Source organism: Streptomyces sp. NBC_01460 (genome assembly GCF_036227405.1).
Classification (GTDB): Bacteria; Actinomycetota; Actinomycetes; order Streptomycetales; family Streptomycetaceae; genus Streptomyces.
The window spans coordinates 42,637-60,862 of sequence record NZ_CP109474.1 but is presented as its reverse complement, the minus strand read 5'-3'; the positions used below and the strand labels follow the sequence as shown (position 1 = coordinate 60,862).

The window sequence follows — 18,226 nt, the reverse complement described above, 5'->3', positions numbered from 1 at the left end:
TCTTCCTCCTCGTACTGCGCGAGCGTCTTCTGCAGGCGGGCGGCGAGCTCCTGAAGGTGCGGCGTGAGGGCCCGCGGGACCGCCTTGACACCTGCTACACGAGCCTGTCTCCGAGTCGGAGTCCAGCACTCCCCGGCATCAGCTCTTGATGAGGAACCCAAGCGCCTGGCGCAGGATGCCAGCCATCTCCTCGGGCGGCGCAAGGCGCATGGCCACATAGGTAAGTACGAGGATCACGACCGCGGCGAGTGCGAACCGGACAACCGATGCGACGTCGTCCTCCTTGAGCTTGTCCATGGCGCGCCACAACAGCAACGCCAGGACAACGAGGGCAAGACAGATCAAAGCAAGCATGGCCTGGGGCTTCCCTTTTCCACGAGGTGTGCAGGCGAGGCCAAGGAGGGCCTCAACCTTCGGTGGAACGAGCCTCAGCCCGGCGACCGGGTGTTCCGCCGAAGCGATACACCTGCTGAAACCCTCTGCTGAACCTTGTCGTCGTCCTCTACGTTGAGACGTAGTTGGACGCTTTTGGACATAGGAGAGGCCATGGCTCGTGCCGGGCGGTTGAGGAAGCCGATGCTGACGGGGGAGGCACATCAGGCGCTGAACGAGGCCCTCCACCAATTGCATGCCTACGCGCGCTACCCATCGCTGTCGTCACTCGAGACGGCGCTGGAGGGGAACGGCGTGCGGCGTGCCTCGCGAGCCACCATCCACAATGCCTTCTCCAGCGCCAGGTTGCCGCGAGTGGACCTTGTCGACGCCCTTGCCGTGGAGCTGGCTCGACAGGTCCGCAATGTTGAGGAGGGGGCGATCGACAAGGTCGGCAACATCTTCGACAACCTTTGGTTCCTAGCTGACCTGGAAGACCGGGAACGCAGCCGGCCGGAGGAGATGAGCTCAGAAGCGGGCACAGGCGATGTCCCCGACAGTCAAATGCCAATCCTTCCCACCGCAGAGCTCTTGCCCGTATCGATACAGCGATCTGTGCCCGACGTCCTGGACGTCGAGAGAGTGACTACCGGGCGGCTGCGGACCCTGTTCCCCAAGCGCACGTGGTCCCTGCTCGACAAGGAAGACTTGCTCTTTGCCTGCAGGCACGCCATCGTCACGCTCTTGGTCTGAGTCCGTTACCGTCCGGGGGCGGAAACGGTCGTCAATCGCATGCCCAACGGGGCGGCTGCAACCGCTGGCCTCGGCACCTTGTCCTTCTCGTCATGACAGCCAACCGAAGGCCACGATCCCCTCCGAATGATCGGGGGCCGCGGTTGAGTATCCGCAAGGCCCTGACCCTCGCCCTCGTCGCTGCGGCCCTTGTTGCGGGCGGCGTCTTTTACGGCCTGGTGGTGCTGCTGGACTTCAAAGAGATTGAATCCACCACCCAGCTCGACGCCAAGACCCTCTTCGACCTGATGAAGCTCTCCTTCGGGGTGGTTGCCGGGGCCGGCGCGCTCGTCGCTCTGGTCGTTGCCTACCGGCGTCAACGCGTCGACGAGGTCGGCGCTCACCGCGAAGCCACCCGACTACACACCGAGCGCTTCTCCCAAGCCGTCGACAAGCTCGGATCCGACTCACCCGCAGTCCGGCTCGGAGGCGTTCACGCTCTGGCTGGCCTTGCCGATGACGCCCCCACACAGGACCTGCGTCAGACCTGTATCGACGTCCTGTGCGCCTACCTGCGGCTGCCATTCCCTGCCGATCCCGGCGATCTGTCTGACCCCTTGCCCGACGGCACCTCACCCACTGCGGAACGTCGCGACGCGCACCAAGACAAGAAAGACCGGTACCGCGCACTTCGCGAGGTCCGGCATACGATCTTGCGCCTCATCGGTGACCACTACCGCATCCCCAAGGATGCTGGCCGCTCGTGGCAGGGCTGCAATCTCGATCTCACTGGGGTCACCATCGACGGAAGAATGGACTTCAACGGCGCGGTCTTCTCCGGTGGCACGGTGTCCTTTGACAACGCACGGTTCTCCGGTGGCACGGTGTCCTTCCAGAGCGCGAGGTTCTCCGGCAGCGATGTGTCGTTCATGGGCGCGATGGGGCCGGTGCCCAGTACGGGCTTCCAATAATCCTGAGGAGGCTTAATCGGTCGAATCCCCCTCCCCAGGGTGATCCAATCCGTCAAGTCGCCTACATAGGTTCAAAACGGGTCATTCGGCGACGACCATCCAATGGAATCCATTCCGTTATTGCGCCGGGCCCGGCCGACTGAGGGGGCTTCATGAGCACACCCGCTGCCGTACCTGCGGCTGCTGCGCCAGGAGCCCTGACCGCCCTGCCGTGTCCGCTCTCCGGCCCTGCCCCCAGCCCATGCCCGTCGCCAGGCTGCGGTGAGCTGCGGCATCCAGCAGGGCTCGCGGGACGGGTACGCCCGCCTGGCCGGCCACCTCGAGAAGAGATCCTGCCGACGCCTGTTCCGCCGGCAGGACGGCCTTGAACGGGAGCGACAGGGCTTCCAGCTGGTGAGGGTTCACCGGACGGAAGCGATGGTTCTTGTGCCCGGGTGCCTGGTTCTCGAAGACGTCCGTGACCAGGCCGCCCCGGGCCAGGTTCACCGCCTGTGGTGCGGCGAGGGCCAACTGCCAGCCCGTGGCGGGAAGCCGGTACAGAGCGGAGGCCAGGGCTCCGGTGCCCCGCGCGTCGGCGAGGATCTCCGCGCCTCCCCGTGGGTCCGGGCGGGTCGCCGTCTCCGGCCGCCACTCCGCGCCGTAGAGCAGCTGTCCCAGCCGGACCGCTGCCGTGTGAGCGATCACGGTGGCCGGGTGCGGGATGACCTGTGGCAGGCGTACGACCTCCCCGCGCCGGACGATTTCGTAACTGGGTGCCGGCAGCTTGGGGTGTGATCGCGGGTCGGCGATGTCCACGATCCGGTGCCATGCAGTCGCGGACTTCTGCCAGGCCTGCGCGGACGCGCGCAGCGCCCCCGCACTGTCCCGCAGGGCGACGGCGGCCTCGTCCGGCAGTTCGTCGGCTGCCCTCAGCATGAGGCGGCCCGCCAGGAGGCGCTGCATGGCCGTCCAGCGCGCCAGTTGCTGGAGGTCCGATCCGCTCATGCGGTGCTCGGAGCGGTGGTGCAGTGTTTCGAAGGCCGCCCTGGAGAGCCGGTCGCAGTCTTCGGCGAGGTTCGCCGGTACGTCTCGTGTCCGGTCGGTGGGGTGGGCTTGGACAGGGCTGACGGGAAGCGTCAGCGGCAGGGCGCCGATCGCGGCGTCCGCGTCGCGGGTCCCGTCCCGGCCGAGCACGGACGCCTTGGCGAGGAAGCTGCGGACGTCGCTGAACGCTGCTGCGACGGAGGGGTCCAGGGTGTCCCCGCCGAGTGCGAACGCCACCTGGGCGGCGCCCCAGGCGAGCTCGGAGCAGCGGCGGGTGAGGTAGTGGTGGGCCGGGCCCGTGGCGAGCGCGTGCGCGTACGCACTGAGCGGTACGTGGTCGGGGCCGCGGTGGCTCTCGATGACGTCGCGCACCGCATGGACTGCGGCCAGAGCGTCGGACAGGTGGTTCTCCGCCGGACCGGCGCCGGGCGGGGGCAGCAGACGCAGAGCGGGCTGCATGGTGTCACTGGCCCGACGGAGGTGATAGGCGAGGTCCTCTGTCACAGGTGACTGGGAGGTGTCCTCGTCACCCAGGCTCAGAGGCTCCGTCAGGGCGGACAGGAACTGGTCGAGGTGATGGGCGGAGGCCGGCCGATCCGATGAGGGAGCCGCTGCTGCCCTTCGGAGGCGGTCCCCGGCCGTGTCGAAGAGTTCGTCGAGCGTCGCCATCACTGCCCCCTGACTGCGGCCAGCGACCGCGCGGCGGCAGCCGCATGCTCGGCGGCCTCACCGAGCTGGACGTCCTGTTCGGCGAGTGAGGCGAGTGCCTGGCGCGCCCTGTCCAGGAGGGCGGCATAGGGGGCCAGACCGCCGGGGCCGGGCTGGATGTCGCCTGCCTCCAAGGTGATCGGACGCCCGGTCTCGGGCAGCGGCAGCAGGGTGCGGGCGGCCAGACACTCCTGCGCCGCCGTGAGTGCGCAGAGCTCGTCGCTGCTCTCGTCCCAGGTGACGGCGTCGGCCACCTGCCCGCCGAGATCGAGTGCCTCCCAGGCGCCGGCCAGCACCGTGGTGGGATCTGCCGAGCTCAGAGCTGTGTCCAGAGCGTGCATAGCGGTGTTCATGAGGGCCCCCCTCTGCTTGTCCTGCTCATGCGTCGTGACTGATGGGATCGTGACACCGGTCCCCACGGGATCCCGCATCCCCTGTGGATGGAGCGGTCCTTGTGGAAACGAGGGTGGTGAGGTCAGGTGATGCTCCTGATCTCACCCCTTCCGATCTCACCGCTGCTGACCTCACCCGCGACTGACCCCACTTCACCCGCCGCGACCAGCGCCTGAAGTCGCCTGCGGGTGCGGTGGGCCACTGCCGCCTGGGGGCCGTGGATGTCGGTGACCGCCCCCAGAAGCTCTGTGCCGAGCGCGGCCGCGTCGGCGTCCGGGAAGGCGCGCCAGAGGCTGTAGACCCGGCGGGTGGCTTCTTCTGTGTCGGGGTGGCCAGGCCCCTGGATCGTGGCCCTCAGCCGGGCGGTGTGCAGGTACCACCCGAGCGAGGTCGCGTGGTCGCCCGCCAGATAGGCCAGGTGCGCGCGGACCTCTCGCACATGGACCGTGTCGAGGTGCTCCGGGCCGTGCTCGGCAGTGACGTCGGTGTCGAGGCGGCCGGCCATCCAGGCGGCGTCGGCCAGTCGGCCGGCGGCCGCCGTCGCGACGATCTTCGTCAGCCGACCGCGCAGTACCTGGGGGATGTGGGTCATGGGCTGCTCCGTCGGGCGGCGCTCCTCCTGCCGACTGCCCCAGAAGGCCGGTGTGACGGTGCCCCAGGGATGGAACAGCTCTTCGTGCATGTCGTTCATCGGCTTCATCGGCCGTTCTCCGGTCTCATGGATCACCACTGCACCACCCGACGGACCTCGGAGACCCGGGTGACGGCGCTGGTGGAGCTGCGCAGGCTGCTGTAGGAAACGACGCGGGTACGCACTCCGGTGCGTGGCGCCTCGATGACCATGTCGTCGCCGATGTACATGCCGACGTGCCCGGGGCGGGCGTCCGAGCCGTCGCTGCCGGGGTTGAAGACGAGGTCTCCGGGCTTGGGCCTGTCGATGCTCACGTGGGCGCCGATGCTCACCTGGTCGTAGGTCACGCGCGGGATGCTGATCCCGGCTGCCCGGTAGGCCTGCTGAATGAGGGAGGAACAGTCGCACCAGCGAGACGCGTTGCTGCCGTGCGCATCGGTGCAGTCGCCGCCGAGCTGGTACCGGCCGCCCTTCTGCCGCAACGCCCAGGCGACCGCGGTACGGACCTCGCGCGGTGTGCCGGCGGGCAGGGTGTACCCGGCGGGCAACTGTACGGCGCCGCCCGGTGCAGGGGCGGTGAACCTCTTCGCGAGCGCCAGGATGTTCCTGACGTAGGTGTACGTCTCGCCCCGGGCGAAGGTCGACGGAGGGACGCCGCGGTACTCGTCGACCCTGCCCCAGCCCGCGTTGTAGCCGGCGAGGGCGAGCTCTGTGGGCGATCCGTCGTACTGAGGGTGCGCCCTGCCCTTCCGCATGAGGCTGCACATGAACCTTCCCTGGCCGGCGATGGCGTCCGCGGGCTCCCACACACTCCTCGTGCCGTTGCCGTTCCCGTCGGTCGCCCAGGCGGGCCAGGTGCCGGGCATGAACTGGGCGATGCCCTGGGCACCGACGCCGGGGGACTGAGCCCGCCGACGCGCAGGCTGCCGGCGGTGGGCCCGAAGCCGCCGCGGGCGGCACATCCCACTTCGAGTACACCCACTTCGATCTCATGACAGCTCGCACCGGTCCGGACGGCGCACGCTACGAATTCGTCCACAACAGCAACTTGCGGCTGACACAGGTCACCAATCCGCTTGGACTGAACTGGACCTATACGTATGATCCGTCCGGTCGGCTAACAGCAGAGACGGATTTCGACAGTCGCACGCTTACTTACACATGCGATGCATCGGGCCAACTGACACATCGCACCAATGGCCTCGGCCAGACGATCCGCTACGAATACAATGAGGTCGGGCAGCTTATCCGCAAAAATGCGGACGGTGCTGTGACCACGTACGAGTACGACATATTCGATCAAATTGCGAGGGCAGTCGGTCCGGAGGTAACGCTCAGCCGCCTGCGGGACCGCCACGGCCGTCTCAAGAGCGAGACTGTGAACGGTCGTGAGCTCACGCACGGCCACGACGTGCTCGGTCGTCGCACCTCACGCACCACGCCTTCGGGCGCGCAAACCACGTGGTCCTACGATGCGGTCGGACGCCCCCTGACGCTCACCGCATCAGGCAGGACCCTGGCCTTCGCTCATGATGCCCTTGGCCGCGAGGTCAGCCGTCTTGTCGGCGAAACGATGCAGTTGACGCACGAGTTCGACCCGGCGGGTCGACTTACCGGTCAGCAGGTGACTGCCCACGGTCAAGTACTCCGCCACCGCGCGTACACCTACCGCAGTGATGGCAACCTCGTCGGCATAGACGGTGGTATTGGAGATGAACGCCGCTTCGATGTAGACCCGGCAGGTCGGGTCACCGCCGTCCACGCGTCCAATTGGACCGAGTCTTACGCCTATGACCAAGCAGGAAATCAGACCGAGGCGAACTGGTCCTCCGCCCATCCCGGCAAGGAAGCATCGGGTGAGCGTGTTTACTCGGGCACTCGCATCGTCCGCGCCGGGCGCATTCGCTATACGCATGACGCACAAGGCCGCATTGTCCAGCGTCAGGCCCCTCGCCTCTCCCGTAAGCCGGACACCTGGCGCTATTCCTGGGACGCCGAGGACCGACTCACTTCGGTAATCACACCCGACGGCACGCACTGGCGCTATTCCTATGATCCGCTGGGCCGAAGGATCGCAAAGCAACGCTACGCTGCGGACGGGGAATCCGTAGTCGAGCAGATCTTGTTCACCTGGGACGGGACCACGCTGTGTGAACAGACGACTTCCGCCGGGGCGCCGGGAATCTCAATAGCTCTGACCTGGGACCACGACGGCTTTCGTCCGCTCACTCAAACCGAACGAGTATTCTCGGCGAATGAGTCTCAAGAATCATTCGACGAGCGGTTCTTCGCCATAGTCACCGACCTGGTTGGCACGCCGACCGAGCTCATCGACGAGTCGGGTTCGCTCGCCTGGCATACTCGCAGCACGCTCTGGGGCACCACGAGCTGGGCCGCTGACAGCACAACCTACACACCACTGCGCTTTCCGGGTCAATATTTCGACCCGGAAAGCGGCCTGCATTACAACTTTCATCGTTATTACGACCCCGAGACCTCTCGGTACCTCACGGTCGATCCACTCGGCCTCGCACCTGCTTTCAACCCCGTTTCCTACGTAAGGAACCCGCACACGTGGGCCGACCCGCTGGGCTTGGGCCCGTGTCCACCGGTATCTCTGACTGAAGCAAAGAGTAAGGCGCTCAAAGATGCCGGCGTACCCGAGGGGGCGGAACCGCTTCAGGTCGATGAATTCGTCAAAGCCACCACCCCGGAGTGGCAAGGCGGAAAGCAGCTGATGGATGAAAACCATCAACCCATCTTCTACACGGAAGAATGGTACGGCACATCGTCTGGGGACATAGTTGTCTTCCAGGATCACCATTTCGGGCACCAGAAGCCCGGGGAACCTGGATACCAAGGACCGCACGTACACGTGAGACCGTTCGAGAATACGCGGAACGGTCAAATACCAGGAACCGAGGAACACTATTACTACGATAAATCACTGGGTTGACCTGGTGAAGAACCCGATGCCTCTCAGCTCTCTCTACTCCACCGTCCCCTCGCTGCAGTCCGTGAGGCTGAGGTCGTTCCACCTCAACTGGCGTGGCCCTACCCTGACCATGCGAATCGACCTTCCTCGCTTTCCGGACAGGCCGGCAACCGCGTGGACCGGAGCCGATCACGACACCCTGCAGATCCATCTGCAATTCCTGGCCGTAGATGACCTGTGTACGGACGGATGGATTCCAGGCACCCTGGTCGACATCAGTCTCGCGCCACTTGACGAACGAAGATTGCTGACATCCATCGTTGCGGAGCGCATCAATTTTTCGTTCACCGCCAGCGACACCCTTACCATCGGCCACATCAGTGCCTTTCGCAGCACCGGGAACGGCTCGGACGAAGGCCGTCACGCCTTCCTGAGTCCACTCGACGCACATAGATTCACCTCAGTGCCCAACACCTACGAAAGCACCTTCTATGAGCGCATCTGAATGGGGAAATCTCCTCAGCAATCCGCAGGCGATCGACACGCTGTTCGACGAAGCGCCCGATCTGGGTAGTAGTGACCTTTTCCACCTTCTCGCGGACGAGCGAGGCGACAGCATCACCCTCGGGTTCGAGACCCACCAAACCCCCGCTCGAATCAAACCCGAATGGGCGGGTCGGGAATTCAACTCCTTCACGTTCTACCTCGTCTTCGACGGCGTTCAGGAACTGTCCATCAGAGGGTGGTCATCTCCAGCGCAGAAGAGCGTCGAAGCCCACCGGGAGGCTGACGGAAACCTGCATGTCGCTCTCACATCAGAGGGCACCAAGGTTTCCTTTCGGGCGCGTACAGTCTCCATTTCGGGGGCAAGCCTGGGCTTGGTATCCAGGTGCTCTTAGAACTTCTAACCAAAAGATCTTCGAGGTGGTCGGATCGCTCTGGGACTGTTGATCCGGGGTGCCGCCACTACTGCCGAAGGTGGAGCGTCGAGCGCGCCGTCCCTGGCGGAAGAGGCATCCGGACCGGCTGGTGTTCCAGGGCATCCTGTCCGCGCGGTACACCAGCATTCAGTGGGAACACCTGTCAGAGGAGCTCGGCTTCGGGTCCGGCATGACGTGCTGGCGGCGGCGCCCAACTGGAACGAGGCCGGGGTCTGACAGTGGCTGCAAGAGGTGCGGTTGGCCGAGCTGAATGCCGCCGCCCGCCTTGACTGGTCGCGAGCGGTTGTCGACTCCAGCCACGTCGACGACGGTATTGCCGGGTCCCCCTCGGCTCCACCTTCGACATCAAGCAGGCCGCCCTGCGCAGGGCGGCCGCCCATGACCTGCACACGCCGACGGACAGAGGCGGCCCTTCATCTCCGCCGTTTTGCCGCCTACGCCTTGAGCGCGGCGACCTCACGCATCCGCGGTGCCATGTCCCGTACCGCTCGCACCTTCGCATGCGGGGCCAGGCGCCTGCGCATGGTCGCGAAGTGGTCGTCACCGCGGGCGGACGAGACATGTTCGTACTCGTCGAGGAAGCGTGTCCACGAGTCGCATGCGGCGTCGAGGTGCCCGTGCTCGAGCTGCCGCTGCGCCAGCAGCCCGTACGCGTGGACGCGGCCCTGGCGTTCCTGTGCCGGCTGGACCTTGATGGACTGCTTGAGTGCGCGGATGCTGCCTGGGAGGTCGCGTTCCTCGTAGAGCACGTGGGAGACGTGGAAGAGGTAGGCGGTCCGGTCGTAGCCGCCGATGGCGTCGCGGTGGTTGTCGGCCTTGGCCAGGGCGCTCTCCGCTTGACGCAGCCGGGCGTGGGACTGGGGCCGGTCCTTCACCATGGAGGCCGCGTGGGCTTGCTGGCCGCGCAGGAACGCCACGAGCCTCGGCCCGGCCATGGGGGCCGCTTCGGCGGCGGCGTCGGCCAGTTCGAGGCTCTTCGGCCCGTGACCGAGACTCGACGCCTGCAGTGACATGCCGCGGAGGGTCCGGCAGAAGGTGACGTGGTCCTGGGCCTCGCGCGCGAGCTGGAGAGCCTTGACGTAGTAGGTCTGGCCGAGACCGTGCGCCTTGTCGTACATGGCCATCCAGCCCGTCAGGTACGTCAGGTCGGAGGCAGCGGCCAGCATGTCGGCGTGAACCCGCTCGGTGGCCTGGGCGCGGAGCCACGGTGCGACGGTGTTCACCAGGAAGGCGGCAGCCAGAGGGCGAGCGTGTCCGGCGCCGAACTCGTCGAGGATGCCGGCGATCCGGTCGGTCATCGACCGCACCGAGGCCACCTGTGAGGCGCCGATGCGCGTGGTTGCCTTGCCGTCCATGACCGGCTCGTCGGCGGCGTGTGCGGGCGATGTGAACGCCGGCACGGCCAGCGCGGCCGAGAACAGGGTGTAGGCCAGTACGCCACGACGTGAGGGATCCATGTCAGCCCTTCCGAGGTCCAGCAGTTCCTCGACAGTGTCGGTCCCGTTGCCCCCGGCCCCGGCTGCCGACGGCGCGAGCCCGGCTTCGGCATGGGTGACGGGACGTCCCAGGCGTACGGACAGTGCTTCGATGATCAGTGGTCTGACCTCGGGCTTCGGCAAAGTGCCCGCGATCCAGTGGGCCACCGCCGTGCGGTCGTACGTCAGTTCCAGTCCAGCCTGCGGCCCCAGACGGTTGACCCGTTGAGCCAGCTGCGTGCGCGTGAGTTTTGCCTGGTCGAGAAGGTCCGCCAGGCGCGGGTTGGGTGTGCGCTTCCTCGAGGCCATGCACTCAACTCCCCGGAGCTGCATCGCGTTCACGGTGTTCACGGTCGCACCGGCTCTCCACGGTACCCGCAGACGGTGACCGGACGGTTACCTCTTGCACAGACGCCGAACGATCTCGGCCCAGGGAGACAGGGTGAGCACCACCATGAACACACGCGCGGGCAGTACGGCCGGAACCTGCCTCACCTCGGCCTCGGCCGCGTACGCCGAGGGCGGAGCCGACGCGGAGCCCCGAGCCTCGGTAGAGCCTCATCACACGGCAGGCGCGATGACCGTGACCTTCACCATCACCCCGCTCAACGGTCGTCTCGCCCCCCGCGATCAAGACGCGCGCCACATCGCTGACCTGCGTCATCTGGTGCGCGGAAGGCTCACCTCATGGGGACTGTCCGTGCTCGCCGACGATGCCGAACTGATCGTCAGCGAGCTGCTCACCAACTCACTCATCCACAGTGGCGGCACGCGGGTCGACCTGGATGTACGGATCGAGGGCGACCGACTGCGCATCGAGGTCGGCGACGGTGCCAGACGTCCTCCCTGTCGTCCGGCACACCCTTGCGACGAGGCCGAGAACGGACGGGGTCTCGAGATCGTGCACTTCCTCGTCCAGGCCCGGGGCGGCGCATGGGGCCTGGGGCCGGACGGCACACACACCTGGTGCACGCTGGCGATCGGCACGGGAGGAGCCCGATGAGAACGGCCGACGAGTGGTCGGAGCTCGCATTCCTGCTCCGCCGCCTCATGCCGGTCGCGCACCTGCCGACAGCCAGACCGCTGGGCCGCGACTACGACGTGGTGATCACCGAAGCGGGGCCTGCGGGCGACGAGCTTCTGTGCCTCATGGACGCCTTGGCAGGTGGCTGCGGCCCGGTCATTGCGGAGGCCGGCCGACCGGTGCTGTGCTGGGTCGTACCGCCGGGCACCGGTGACTGGTGGGACAGCCGGTACGGGTTATACCTGTCGGCTCCCGGAAGCATCCCGTTCCCACCCCTCTGCCACGAGGACCCGATCGGCCCGTACTGGCTGCGCCCCTTCCGCGCCGACCGTCGTGTTTCCCCCGAGGATCTTGCTGCCGCCCTCGATAGGGTCCAGCCCCGGCGACGCGCACTGAGCGCTTGCCGCGCCCCGGGGCTTCTCCGGTGCCGCTGCGGAGAAGCGGCCGTGATGTGGCGTCAGCTTGCCTTTCCACTTGGGCAGGATGAGTCTGGCGAGTGCCTCTGTGGGCCAGCAGAGGCATGAGAGAAGCGGGCTGGTGACTGCGAACCAGTGGACGCTGATTCCTCCCTGCACCTTGTCCAGAATGGGTGAGGTTTCATCGCGGTAGACGTAGCGGAGGTATCGGTGGCGGACCCATGCTCCGGCTAGCACTGGCAAGGTGGCAAGGATGACCATGGGGACCAGGGCTCTTGCAGCGGTGAGCTTCGTGCTCTCCTCGTATTGCACGCGCTCAGCTTGCTGCTCCTCGATGTCGCTTGTCAGCCTGGGGCCGGTTTGTGCTTTGCGGATAAGAGAGGCGTTTTGTCTGAATCGGTGAAAGTGCTGCAGAACGGCTTTCCTCGATGACAAACTCGCAGCTCAGCAAGAGTGCTCCCCGCGCCCGCGGGGATGGTCCCATGATTCCTTCTCTCTCTGGATCGGCCGGGGCGTGCTCCCCGCGCCCGCGGGGATGGTCCCTACCGCACGGGGCGCGTCACCATCACTCCGTCGTGCTCCCCGCGCCCGCGGGGATGGTCCCGTCTGCGCGAGGCGCGTAAGGGTCGTCGGGGAGTGCTCCCCGCGCCCGCGGGGATGGTCCCTCCGGGATGTCCAACTCCGGTAACCGCAGCCGGTGCTCCCCGCGCCCGCGGGGATGGTCCCTGCCCGATTCACGGCGCGCACGGAACGGGGGGGTGCTCCCCGCGCCCGCGGGGATGGTCCCCCGTTCGCCGCTACCGGCGCCGGCGCCATGGCGTGCTCCCCGCGCCCGCGGGGATGGTCCCACCAACCAGGCCGCCGACAGCTACCCGCTTACGTGTTTCCCGCGCCCGCGGGGATGGTCCCTCCGGCCACGTGGACCCAGCCTTGATCAGACCGTGCTCCCCGCGCCCGCGGGGATGGTCCCGGGGCCCGGCCGAGGTGGCGTGCAACCTCTTGTGCTCCCCGCCCTGGGCCTCCGCCTACCGAGAGGGGATCATCTCCGTGCGAGTGGCGCCGGTGTCTGTGGGCAGCGGTTGCTCAGGCGTGGATTCAGTAGGTGACGACGATCCGGCGTGCCGGGCCGTCCACCCTGATTCGGCCTCCGACGGGAATCACGAGCTGCGGGTCGGTGTGGCCGATGTCGACGTCGAACACGGCCATGGTGTCGGGCGCGTACTGGTGGAGAGCCCGTAGGACGGCGTCTCGCTGTTGCCGGCGAAAGTGCGCCCTGTCCCGGGTGCTGAGCTGCTTTTCGAACGACCAGCTCTTCGCTCTGGCCATCAGCAGGGCGGGGAACTGTTGCAGCAGTCCGCGTTCGCCCATGCTCCGAAGGATCCAGTAGACGTCCTGGGCGCTCGGCATGTCCTCCGAGGTCTCCAGGAAGAGCACGTTCCCGGCGTAGTCGTCGACCGGTTGCACTGCGCGGTCGGCCATCAACAGCCAGGAGATGATCTCCAGGTTGCCGCCCCAGCTTATTCCTTCCACTACCCGGTCGCCGTTGTGCCAGCTCCAGCCATCGGCGGGTTCCATCTCCGGTTCGGACTCGAAGGTGTGCGGGTCCTGCCAGGGGCGGTCGATGTCTCCGTAGGTGCTTGCGGGCGTGATCTCGTACTCGCCCGAGGTGAACAGCGCTGCCCGGAGGGAGTCCGCGGTCAGCGGATTCATCGCGCCGGGCCGTCCGAGCTCGACCATGACCGAGCCGCCGTGATAACCGACGATGCCCAGCTTCCGCAGGTGCAGCAGCAGGTTGGTGTTGTCGCTGTAGCCGAAGAACGGCTTCGGGTTGGCGCGGAGGATGCCGGGGTCGAGGTGGGGGAGGATGGTGATCTGGTCGTCGCCGCCGATACTGGCGATCACTGCCTTGATGTCGGGATCCGAGAAGGCCGCGTGGATGTCCGCGGCCCGTTCCTCGGGCGTCGCACCCATCTTCCGGGTCGTCGGGTACTCGACTGGCTTCAGTCCGAAGTCGTCCTGGAGTCTGCGCAGCCCCCATTCGTAGGGCAGAGGTAAGAGGGCGGGCAGACCGGATGAGGGTGACAACACCGCGACCCGGTCTCCGGGGCGGGGCTTGGCAGGGTAGAGAGGGGTTGTCATCTGCCGAGCGTAGAAGCCGGCGGGCCGGTGCCGCAGCGAATATTTCGGGGCCCCCGCAAGCTGCCCCACTGTCCATCCCGACGCCCACCACTCCGTCGGTCGAGCTTCGTTGGCCCAGCACAGGGCAACTGGGGAGGACCGGCGACCGGCCTCGGCACTATACTCGAACATGTGTACGAAAAATCGTCGAGGCTGGACAAGCTCCGCTTCCTGCTCCGCGTTCAGGAGCAGCAGCTCGACGTGACCCGTCGCTGGATCGCGGACGAGGAGCGGCGCCAGGCCGAACGGATCCAGGGGGAGAAGGCCCGACCGCCACAGCCGGACTGGGTGTTGGAGCTCGGAATCGGCGTCGGGGCGAAGCCCGTCGAAATCCATGCCGGCCACTGCTACGCCATCGGCAGACGCCGAAAGGCGGTCACCCGGGAGCAGGCTCTCGCCGCCCTCGCCGAAGGGGTCGATGCCTGCACGCACTGCCGGCCGGACACCGACCTCGGACTTCTCTGAGGTCGGTGTCCCGCCCGACGGCGGCTGCGCATGTGCGGGGAGGCGGGCCCGGCACTCCGAGGTGCCTGGCCCGGCCCGAACCAGGCTCAGTGCGGCCCGGGGTGCGCTACGCCCAGCCGTGTTCGGTGAGCGGCGCTGCGTCCGCCGTGGCGGCCTCCAGATAGGCCAGGAGCCCTTTCTCCGGGTACTCGATGATGTCCTCGGGCAGTTCGTGGACGCTGAACCACTCCAGGCCGAGGCACTTCTCCGGTTCCCTGTTGACAGGGTCCCCGCTCCACCGTGTGGCCTCGAAGAAGAAGCCGATGCGCTCGATCTCCGCGCTCTGCCGGTGGTGGACCACGTGCACCATCCGCAGGTGCTCGGGGTCGACCGTCACGCCGGTCTCCTCCAGGAGCTCCCGAGCGGCTCCCGCTCGCAGAGCTTCGCCCCGGTCGAGCTTGCCCGAGGGCATGTGCCAGCGGCCGTAGCCGTACGGTCCGCCGCGCTGGGAGAAGAGCAGCTTGTCGCCCTCGCGCAGAAGGACGTGGGTGTCGATGACGGGTTCTGCGAGTGGTTCCGGTGTCATGGTCCCTGGGATGGTGTCGACTGCGGTGAAGCAGCCGACGCTATCGGCGAACCGGGGATCGCGTCGGCGATTGCGACAGCGACCTCCGATGGGGTGGCTTCCCCGGTGTTCACGACCAGCACCTTCACGCGGGCCGTCATCAGACTCCGGGCTGCCGCCTCGTACAGCAGGACCTCGCGGCCGGGGGCGGTCGGATCGTGGTGGAACCGGTTGCGGGGGCCTCGTGTAGCTATCCGTTCGGCGATGAGGCCAGGGGGCGCGGTCAGGACGACCGCCAGCTCCGGCATCAGGACGTTCGCGTTCAGGTCCAGCAGGAACTTCAGCGGCACACCGTCGAGCTGCTGCATGACGAGCGTCGAGGCGAGGTACCGGTCGGTGATCACGGTGTCGCCGGCGCTCAGCCGGGGCATGATCTCGTGCTCGACGTGCTCGTACCGGTCGGCTGCGACCAGGCAGGCCAGAGCGTGCCCGCGGATGTGGCTGAAGTGGGCCCTGATGAAGAGACCGAGGTCGCTGGCGGTCGGCTCCGCGGTGCCGTGTACGGAAATCCCGCGAGCGGTCAGCTCGTCGTGCAGGGCCTGGATGGTGGTCGACTTCCCGACCCCGCTGGGGCCGTCGACCGTGATGAACATCCCGCGCTTCGCCCTCATGCCGCAACCCCCTGAGCGGTCTGGTTGCGCTCGTGCTGATCGCGGGTGAGCGTGGCGAGGGTGGAGCGGACCTTGGCCAGGGGGACGTCACCGAACTGGATGCCGACCGAGAAGTTGAACTCGTCGCGTTGGCGCATGGACTCGTCGGCACCGTCACCGGTGAGATCGACGTCCCCGTAGGCCAGCAGGTCCTCGGGGTTGTGGCCGGCATCGGTCAGGGTCGTCCAGACAGGCGTGCCGGGGTAGGGGCGGAACTCGAAGACACTCGCCCGGATATCGCCCGGGTTGTTGTCGGCGATGGCCCAGAGATTGCGGATGTGGCGGACGGTCGCCGCGATGTCGTCGTGGGTCTCGCCGGGGAACCCGAGGATGAAGTAGCCCTTCACACCGATGCCGTGCCGGACCAGGCGGTGGGCGACGCGTTCGGTCATCTCGGCGTCGATCCGCTTGTCCATCGCCTGGAGGATGCGGTCGCTGCCGGACTCGATGCCGAGAGCGACCTCGCGTAACCCGTTCTGCACCAGACGGTCGAGATCGCGGTCGCCGAGCCGGTTCAGGACGTTGATGCGGCCGGTGGCGTCCCAGACGTAGCGCTCGCCGATCCGGTTACGGGTGAAGGCGTCCATCTGCTCATCGATGACCCGCCCGACCCCGAGGAACAGGTCGTCGACGAACCGGAAGGCCGTCACCCCGTAGGCGTCGTGCAGCCGGTCCAGCTCGCCGATGATGTTCTCGGGGGAGCGGACCCGGATGGTGAGGTCGGGATTCGCGCTGACGGCGGCCCCGCAGAAGGTGCAGTTGTAGGGGCAGCCGCGGCTCCCGACGATGTTCGCTTCCACGTGTCCGGTGCGGGCGGCCGTTCTCAGCAGGTCGGTGCTGCGGCTGACCGCGAGGCGCCGGTCCGTCTCCGTCGGGGCGGCACGGTAGGGGTCCTGGGGCAGGAAGGCGCGGTTCACGTACGGCAGGGCGTTGATGTCCGGGCCGAGCATCTGCGGGTCTGGCTTCCCCGACGGGATGCCGACGGCCCGGGTGCCGAGCAGCGGGTCCCGCCAGAGCACGCCGGGCAGTTCACGGCGGCGCTGCTCGTCTTCCAGCAGCGCGGCGACGCGGAGTTCTCCCTCCCCCAGGACGAGGGCCCGGAGGTTGGTCATGCGGGGGTCGGCCAGAACCCTGTCGGGCATCGCCTTGGCGTGGTGCCCGCCGACCATCAGCGCGATGTCCGGGTCGAGGTGGGCCGCGATGCGGGCGGACATCTCGTAGGTGGGGGCGAGAAGGTTCATGGCCGCCCATCGGGGCCGGGCCGCGTTGACGAGTTCGGCGGTCTCGAGGATGCCCAGGCCGTGGGCCTCCGCGTCGAGCACTCCTACGTTGAAGCCGGCGCGCTGGGCGTAGGTGGCGATGTACGCCATGCCCAGCACCGGGAGGGTGTAGTCGTTGGTGCGCGGGCGCCGGCCGTAGTCGCGCAGCGGCGCGTTCACGAACAGCGCGTCAAGGGTCCGCGTCGGGTCGGCACCGGAGAGAAGGGGTAACTGCTGCATAGGTCCTCCAGGTCATCGGGCATGGGAGCCCCAGGTGAGCGTGGACAGGGTCAGCGTGTGCAGAGCAGTACGGTCCGGACCGGCCCAGCCGGTCCAGAGCGGGCCGAACGCCTTGTCCTTCTTTTCCGGCCAGGGGTAATGAGGCGCGATCTGCGCGGCCCAGGTGCGTACGGCGAGGTCGTCGTGCGGGTAGACGCTGAAGTCCCCGGTGAAGTCGGTCGCGGCTGCCGCAGCGGTCCAGGGGCCGATGCGGGGGACGGCGGTGAGAGCGCTCACCAGCTCGGGAGCCTTCATGCCGAGCCAGTCCGCGGAGTGCAGTTCGTAGTGCTCGGCGGCCGCCCGCAGCACGCTGCGGTGGAACTTGGCGCCGATGTCGTCGAACTGTTCGTCCGCCAGGTCGAGGACCTCTGCGGCTGTGGGGGCGGTGGCGAGCTCACCGACAGGGCTGTCCACGCGGGCGCCGTAGGCCGTGCACCACTCCCGGTAGAGCTTGCGGGCCTGCCCGGCGCGTACGACCTGGCGCAGGATCGCCGTGGTGATCGCGTCCCACAGCCACGGGTTGGCGAGGCGCTGGGAGACGCCGAGGCGATCGAGCCCCGCCCGGAGCCCGCCGGGGACGCTGCCGGGCAGGCAGTCCGGATTGGTGGCGACGAGCGTCGGCTTCGCGTCCTCGGTGCCGTCCACGCAGCGCATGTTCAGACCGTCCCGGTCCCACGACAGGACCCACAGGCCGGAGGTAGTACGTACGGCCCGTGCGCGACCACCGGATCCTGTCTCGGTCCATGCGGGGTGATCGGTCGTCAGGACAGTCATGGGGATGCTCCTCGGATGTGCGGGTCGAGCCGTGCGCGTCACCACCCGGCGGCGGCGACAATCAGAACGATGGCAGTCAGGAACACTGCCACTTGGCACACGCGTCGGGACATGGGTGGCCCTCAGATCATGCGGACGAGGTGAGGGCGGGGCACGGGATTGCGCAGGCCGAGGGGAGCACGTCGGGCCGTACCCACGCACCGGGTGCCTGCGGTCGTCCGGTGGCCTGGCGGGCGGATTCGTACGGCCGTTGCCCGCCGGATCCGTACGGCCGTTGCCCGCCGGGGGCGTCGGGCAGCGATTCGTCCTGCGAAGATCACGGCAGAGGCGGTCACGAGGTCACTCCCTCCTGTGCGGGTAACCCGGCCTCTGACGGGGGCAGAGGCCGGGCTTTCC

General features: G+C 67.5%; 18 protein-coding genes, 1 pseudogene and 1 CRISPR repeat array. Of the genes and pseudogenes, 8 read left to right on the top strand and 11 right to left on the bottom strand.

Annotation, left to right across the window (positions count from 1 at the left end; all coding sequences use genetic code 11):
• Nucleotides 1-138: 138 nt before the first annotated feature.
• Nucleotides 139-354, bottom strand: coding sequence for a hypothetical protein (locus OG488_RS38855; protein ID WP_306105304.1), 216 nt, complete (start codon nt 352-354; stop codon nt 139-141).
• A gap of 192 nt (nt 355-546) precedes the next feature.
• Between OG488_RS38855 and OG488_RS38850 the strand changes: the two genes are divergently transcribed.
• Together OG488_RS38850 and OG488_RS38845 are read left to right on the top strand one after the other, a co-directional pair.
• On the top strand, nt 547-1,125 hold the full coding sequence (locus OG488_RS38850; RefSeq protein ID WP_329239673.1) for a hypothetical protein: 579 nt from the start codon (nt 547-549) through the stop codon (nt 1,123-1,125).
• A gap of 143 nt (nt 1,126-1,268) precedes the next feature.
• Entirely contained in the window at nt 1,269-2,075 is an 807-nt protein-coding gene (locus OG488_RS38845; RefSeq protein ID WP_329239670.1) for a pentapeptide repeat-containing protein, read from the top strand.
• Between the two features lie 150 nt (nt 2,076-2,225).
• Here the strand turns inward: OG488_RS38845 and OG488_RS38840 are convergent, their stop codons facing one another.
• The 4 genes from OG488_RS38840 to OG488_RS38825 form a co-directional block, all read right to left on the bottom strand.
• Entirely contained in the window at nt 2,226-3,767 is a 1,542-nt protein-coding gene (locus OG488_RS38840) for a hypothetical protein (protein ID WP_329239668.1), read from the bottom strand.
• Complete coding sequence (locus tag OG488_RS38835; RefSeq protein ID WP_329239666.1) at nt 3,767-4,159, bottom strand: hypothetical protein; 393 nt, start codon at nt 4,157-4,159, stop codon at nt 3,767-3,769. The genes OG488_RS38840 and OG488_RS38835 overlap by 1 nt, the downstream gene beginning before the upstream one ends.
• Before the next feature lie 122 nt (nt 4,160-4,281).
• On the bottom strand, nt 4,282-4,890 hold the full coding sequence (locus OG488_RS38830) for a hypothetical protein (RefSeq protein WP_329239664.1): 609 nt from the start codon (nt 4,888-4,890) through the stop codon (nt 4,282-4,284).
• A gap of 32 nt (nt 4,891-4,922) precedes the next feature.
• Nucleotides 4,923-5,696: a C40 family peptidase gene (locus OG488_RS38825; protein ID WP_329239662.1), complete on the bottom strand. Its 774-nt coding sequence runs from the start codon at nt 5,694-5,696 to the stop codon at nt 4,923-4,925.
• A gap of 80 nt (nt 5,697-5,776) precedes the next feature.
• Here OG488_RS38825 and OG488_RS38820 point away from each other — a divergent pair.
• The 4 genes and pseudogenes from OG488_RS38820 to OG488_RS38800 all read left to right on the top strand — a co-directional run.
• Nucleotides 5,777-7,786 (top strand): annotated as a pseudogene (locus tag OG488_RS38820) (RHS repeat-associated core domain-containing protein); the annotation flags it as partial.
• A gap of 16 nt (nt 7,787-7,802) precedes the next feature.
• A complete protein-coding gene (locus OG488_RS38810) occupies nt 7,803-8,270 on the top strand; it encodes an Imm50 family immunity protein (RefSeq protein WP_329239691.1) in 468 nt (155 codons plus the stop codon).
• Nucleotides 8,257-8,664 (top strand): Imm50 family immunity protein, encoded by a 408-nt coding sequence (locus OG488_RS38805; protein ID WP_329239660.1) that lies wholly within the window; start codon nt 8,257-8,259, stop codon nt 8,662-8,664. The genes OG488_RS38810 and OG488_RS38805 overlap by 14 nt, the downstream gene beginning before the upstream one ends.
• 58 nt (nt 8,665-8,722) lie before the next feature.
• Nucleotides 8,723-8,956, top strand: a complete 234-nt coding sequence (locus tag OG488_RS38800) for a transposase (RefSeq protein WP_406466365.1) — start codon at nt 8,723-8,725, stop codon at nt 8,954-8,956.
• A 184-nt stretch (nt 8,957-9,140) separates the two neighbouring features.
• On the opposite strand, the gene OG488_RS38795 is transcribed toward OG488_RS38800, so the two are convergent.
• Entirely contained in the window at nt 9,141-10,490 is a 1,350-nt protein-coding gene (locus OG488_RS38795) for a hypothetical protein (protein ID WP_329239657.1), read from the bottom strand.
• 133 nt (nt 10,491-10,623) lie between these two features.
• Between OG488_RS38795 and OG488_RS38790 the strand changes: the two genes are divergently transcribed.
• A complete protein-coding gene (locus OG488_RS38790) occupies nt 10,624-11,184 on the top strand; it encodes an ATP-binding protein (RefSeq protein ID WP_329239654.1) in 561 nt (186 codons plus the stop codon).
• An 890-nt stretch (nt 11,185-12,074) separates the two neighbouring features.
• A CRISPR array of direct repeats spans nt 12,075-12,591; the repeat unit is 29 nt; unit sequence GTGCTCCCCGCGCCCGCGGGGATGGTCCC.
• Nucleotides 12,592-12,716: 125 nt separating this feature from the next.
• Here the strand turns inward: OG488_RS38790 and OG488_RS38785 are convergent.
• Nucleotides 12,717-13,760: a S66 family peptidase gene (locus OG488_RS38785; RefSeq protein WP_329239651.1), complete on the bottom strand. Its 1,044-nt coding sequence runs from the start codon at nt 13,758-13,760 to the stop codon at nt 12,717-12,719.
• A 171-nt stretch (nt 13,761-13,931) separates the two neighbouring features.
• Between OG488_RS38785 and OG488_RS38780 the strand changes: the two genes are divergently transcribed.
• Nucleotides 13,932-14,264, top strand: coding sequence for a DUF6233 domain-containing protein (locus OG488_RS38780; protein WP_329239647.1), 333 nt, complete (start codon nt 13,932-13,934; stop codon nt 14,262-14,264).
• A gap of 106 nt (nt 14,265-14,370) precedes the next feature.
• On the opposite strand, the gene OG488_RS38775 is transcribed toward OG488_RS38780, so the two are convergent.
• Genes OG488_RS38775 through OG488_RS38760 form a run of 4 tightly spaced genes read right to left on the bottom strand, consistent with a single transcriptional unit; the run spans nt 14,371 to nt 17,830 of the window.
• On the bottom strand, nt 14,371-14,829 hold the full coding sequence (locus OG488_RS38775) for an NUDIX hydrolase (RefSeq protein WP_329239644.1): 459 nt from the start codon (nt 14,827-14,829) through the stop codon (nt 14,371-14,373).
• Nucleotides 14,826-15,479 carry a dTMP kinase gene (tmk, locus tag OG488_RS38770; RefSeq protein ID WP_329239642.1) on the bottom strand — a complete coding sequence of 218 codons (654 nt, stop codon included), beginning with the start codon at nt 15,477-15,479 and terminating at the stop codon, nt 14,826-14,828. The genes OG488_RS38775 and tmk overlap by 4 nt, the downstream gene beginning before the upstream one ends.
• Nucleotides 15,476-17,017 (bottom strand): B12-binding domain-containing radical SAM protein, encoded by a 1,542-nt coding sequence (locus OG488_RS38765; protein WP_329239641.1) that lies wholly within the window; start codon nt 17,015-17,017, stop codon nt 15,476-15,478. The genes tmk and OG488_RS38765 overlap by 4 nt, the downstream gene beginning before the upstream one ends.
• 12 nt (nt 17,018-17,029) lie before the next feature.
• Entirely contained in the window at nt 17,030-17,830 is an 801-nt protein-coding gene (locus tag OG488_RS38760; RefSeq protein ID WP_329239638.1) for a hypothetical protein, read from the bottom strand.
• Nucleotides 17,831-18,226: the final 396 nt, after the last annotated feature.

What these genes read in the sequence shown, in the direction of transcription:
- OG488_RS38850 (WP_329239673.1), top strand. Translation starts at nt 547, where the DNA reads ATGGCTCGTGCCGGGCGGTTGAGGAAGCCGATGCTGACGGGGGAGGCA.
- OG488_RS38810 (WP_329239691.1), top strand. Translation starts at nt 7,803, where the DNA reads ATGCCTCTCAGCTCTCTCTACTCCACCGTCCCCTCGCTGCAGTCCGTG.
- OG488_RS38775 (WP_329239644.1), bottom strand. Translation starts at nt 14,829, where the DNA reads ATGACACCGGAACCACTCGCAGAACCCGTCATCGACACCCACGTCCTT.
- OG488_RS38830 (WP_329239664.1), bottom strand. Translation starts at nt 4,890, where the DNA reads ATGAACGACATGCACGAAGAGCTGTTCCATCCCTGGGGCACCGTCACA.
- OG488_RS38835 (WP_329239666.1), bottom strand. Translation starts at nt 4,159, where the DNA reads ATGAACACCGCTATGCACGCTCTGGACACAGCTCTGAGCTCGGCAGAT.
- OG488_RS38795 (WP_329239657.1), bottom strand. Translation starts at nt 10,490, where the DNA reads ATGGCCTCGAGGAAGCGCACACCCAACCCGCGCCTGGCGGACCTTCTC.
- OG488_RS38825 (WP_329239662.1), bottom strand. Translation starts at nt 5,696, where the DNA reads ATGCCCGGCACCTGGCCCGCCTGGGCGACCGACGGGAACGGCAACGGC.
- OG488_RS38855 (WP_306105304.1), bottom strand. Translation starts at nt 354, where the DNA reads ATGCTTGCTTTGATCTGTCTTGCCCTCGTTGTCCTGGCGTTGCTGTTG.
- OG488_RS38805 (WP_329239660.1), top strand. Translation starts at nt 8,257, where the DNA reads ATGAGCGCATCTGAATGGGGAAATCTCCTCAGCAATCCGCAGGCGATC.
- OG488_RS38785 (WP_329239651.1), bottom strand. Translation starts at nt 13,760, where the DNA reads ATGACAACCCCTCTCTACCCTGCCAAGCCCCGCCCCGGAGACCGGGTC.
- tmk (WP_329239642.1), bottom strand. Translation starts at nt 15,479, where the DNA reads ATGAGGGCGAAGCGCGGGATGTTCATCACGGTCGACGGCCCCAGCGGG.
- OG488_RS38760 (WP_329239638.1), bottom strand. Translation starts at nt 17,830, where the DNA reads ATGACTGTCCTGACGACCGATCACCCCGCATGGACCGAGACAGGATCC.
- OG488_RS38840 (WP_329239668.1), bottom strand. Translation starts at nt 3,767, where the DNA reads ATGGCGACGCTCGACGAACTCTTCGACACGGCCGGGGACCGCCTCCGA.
- OG488_RS38765 (WP_329239641.1), bottom strand. Translation starts at nt 17,017, where the DNA reads ATGCAGCAGTTACCCCTTCTCTCCGGTGCCGACCCGACGCGGACCCTT.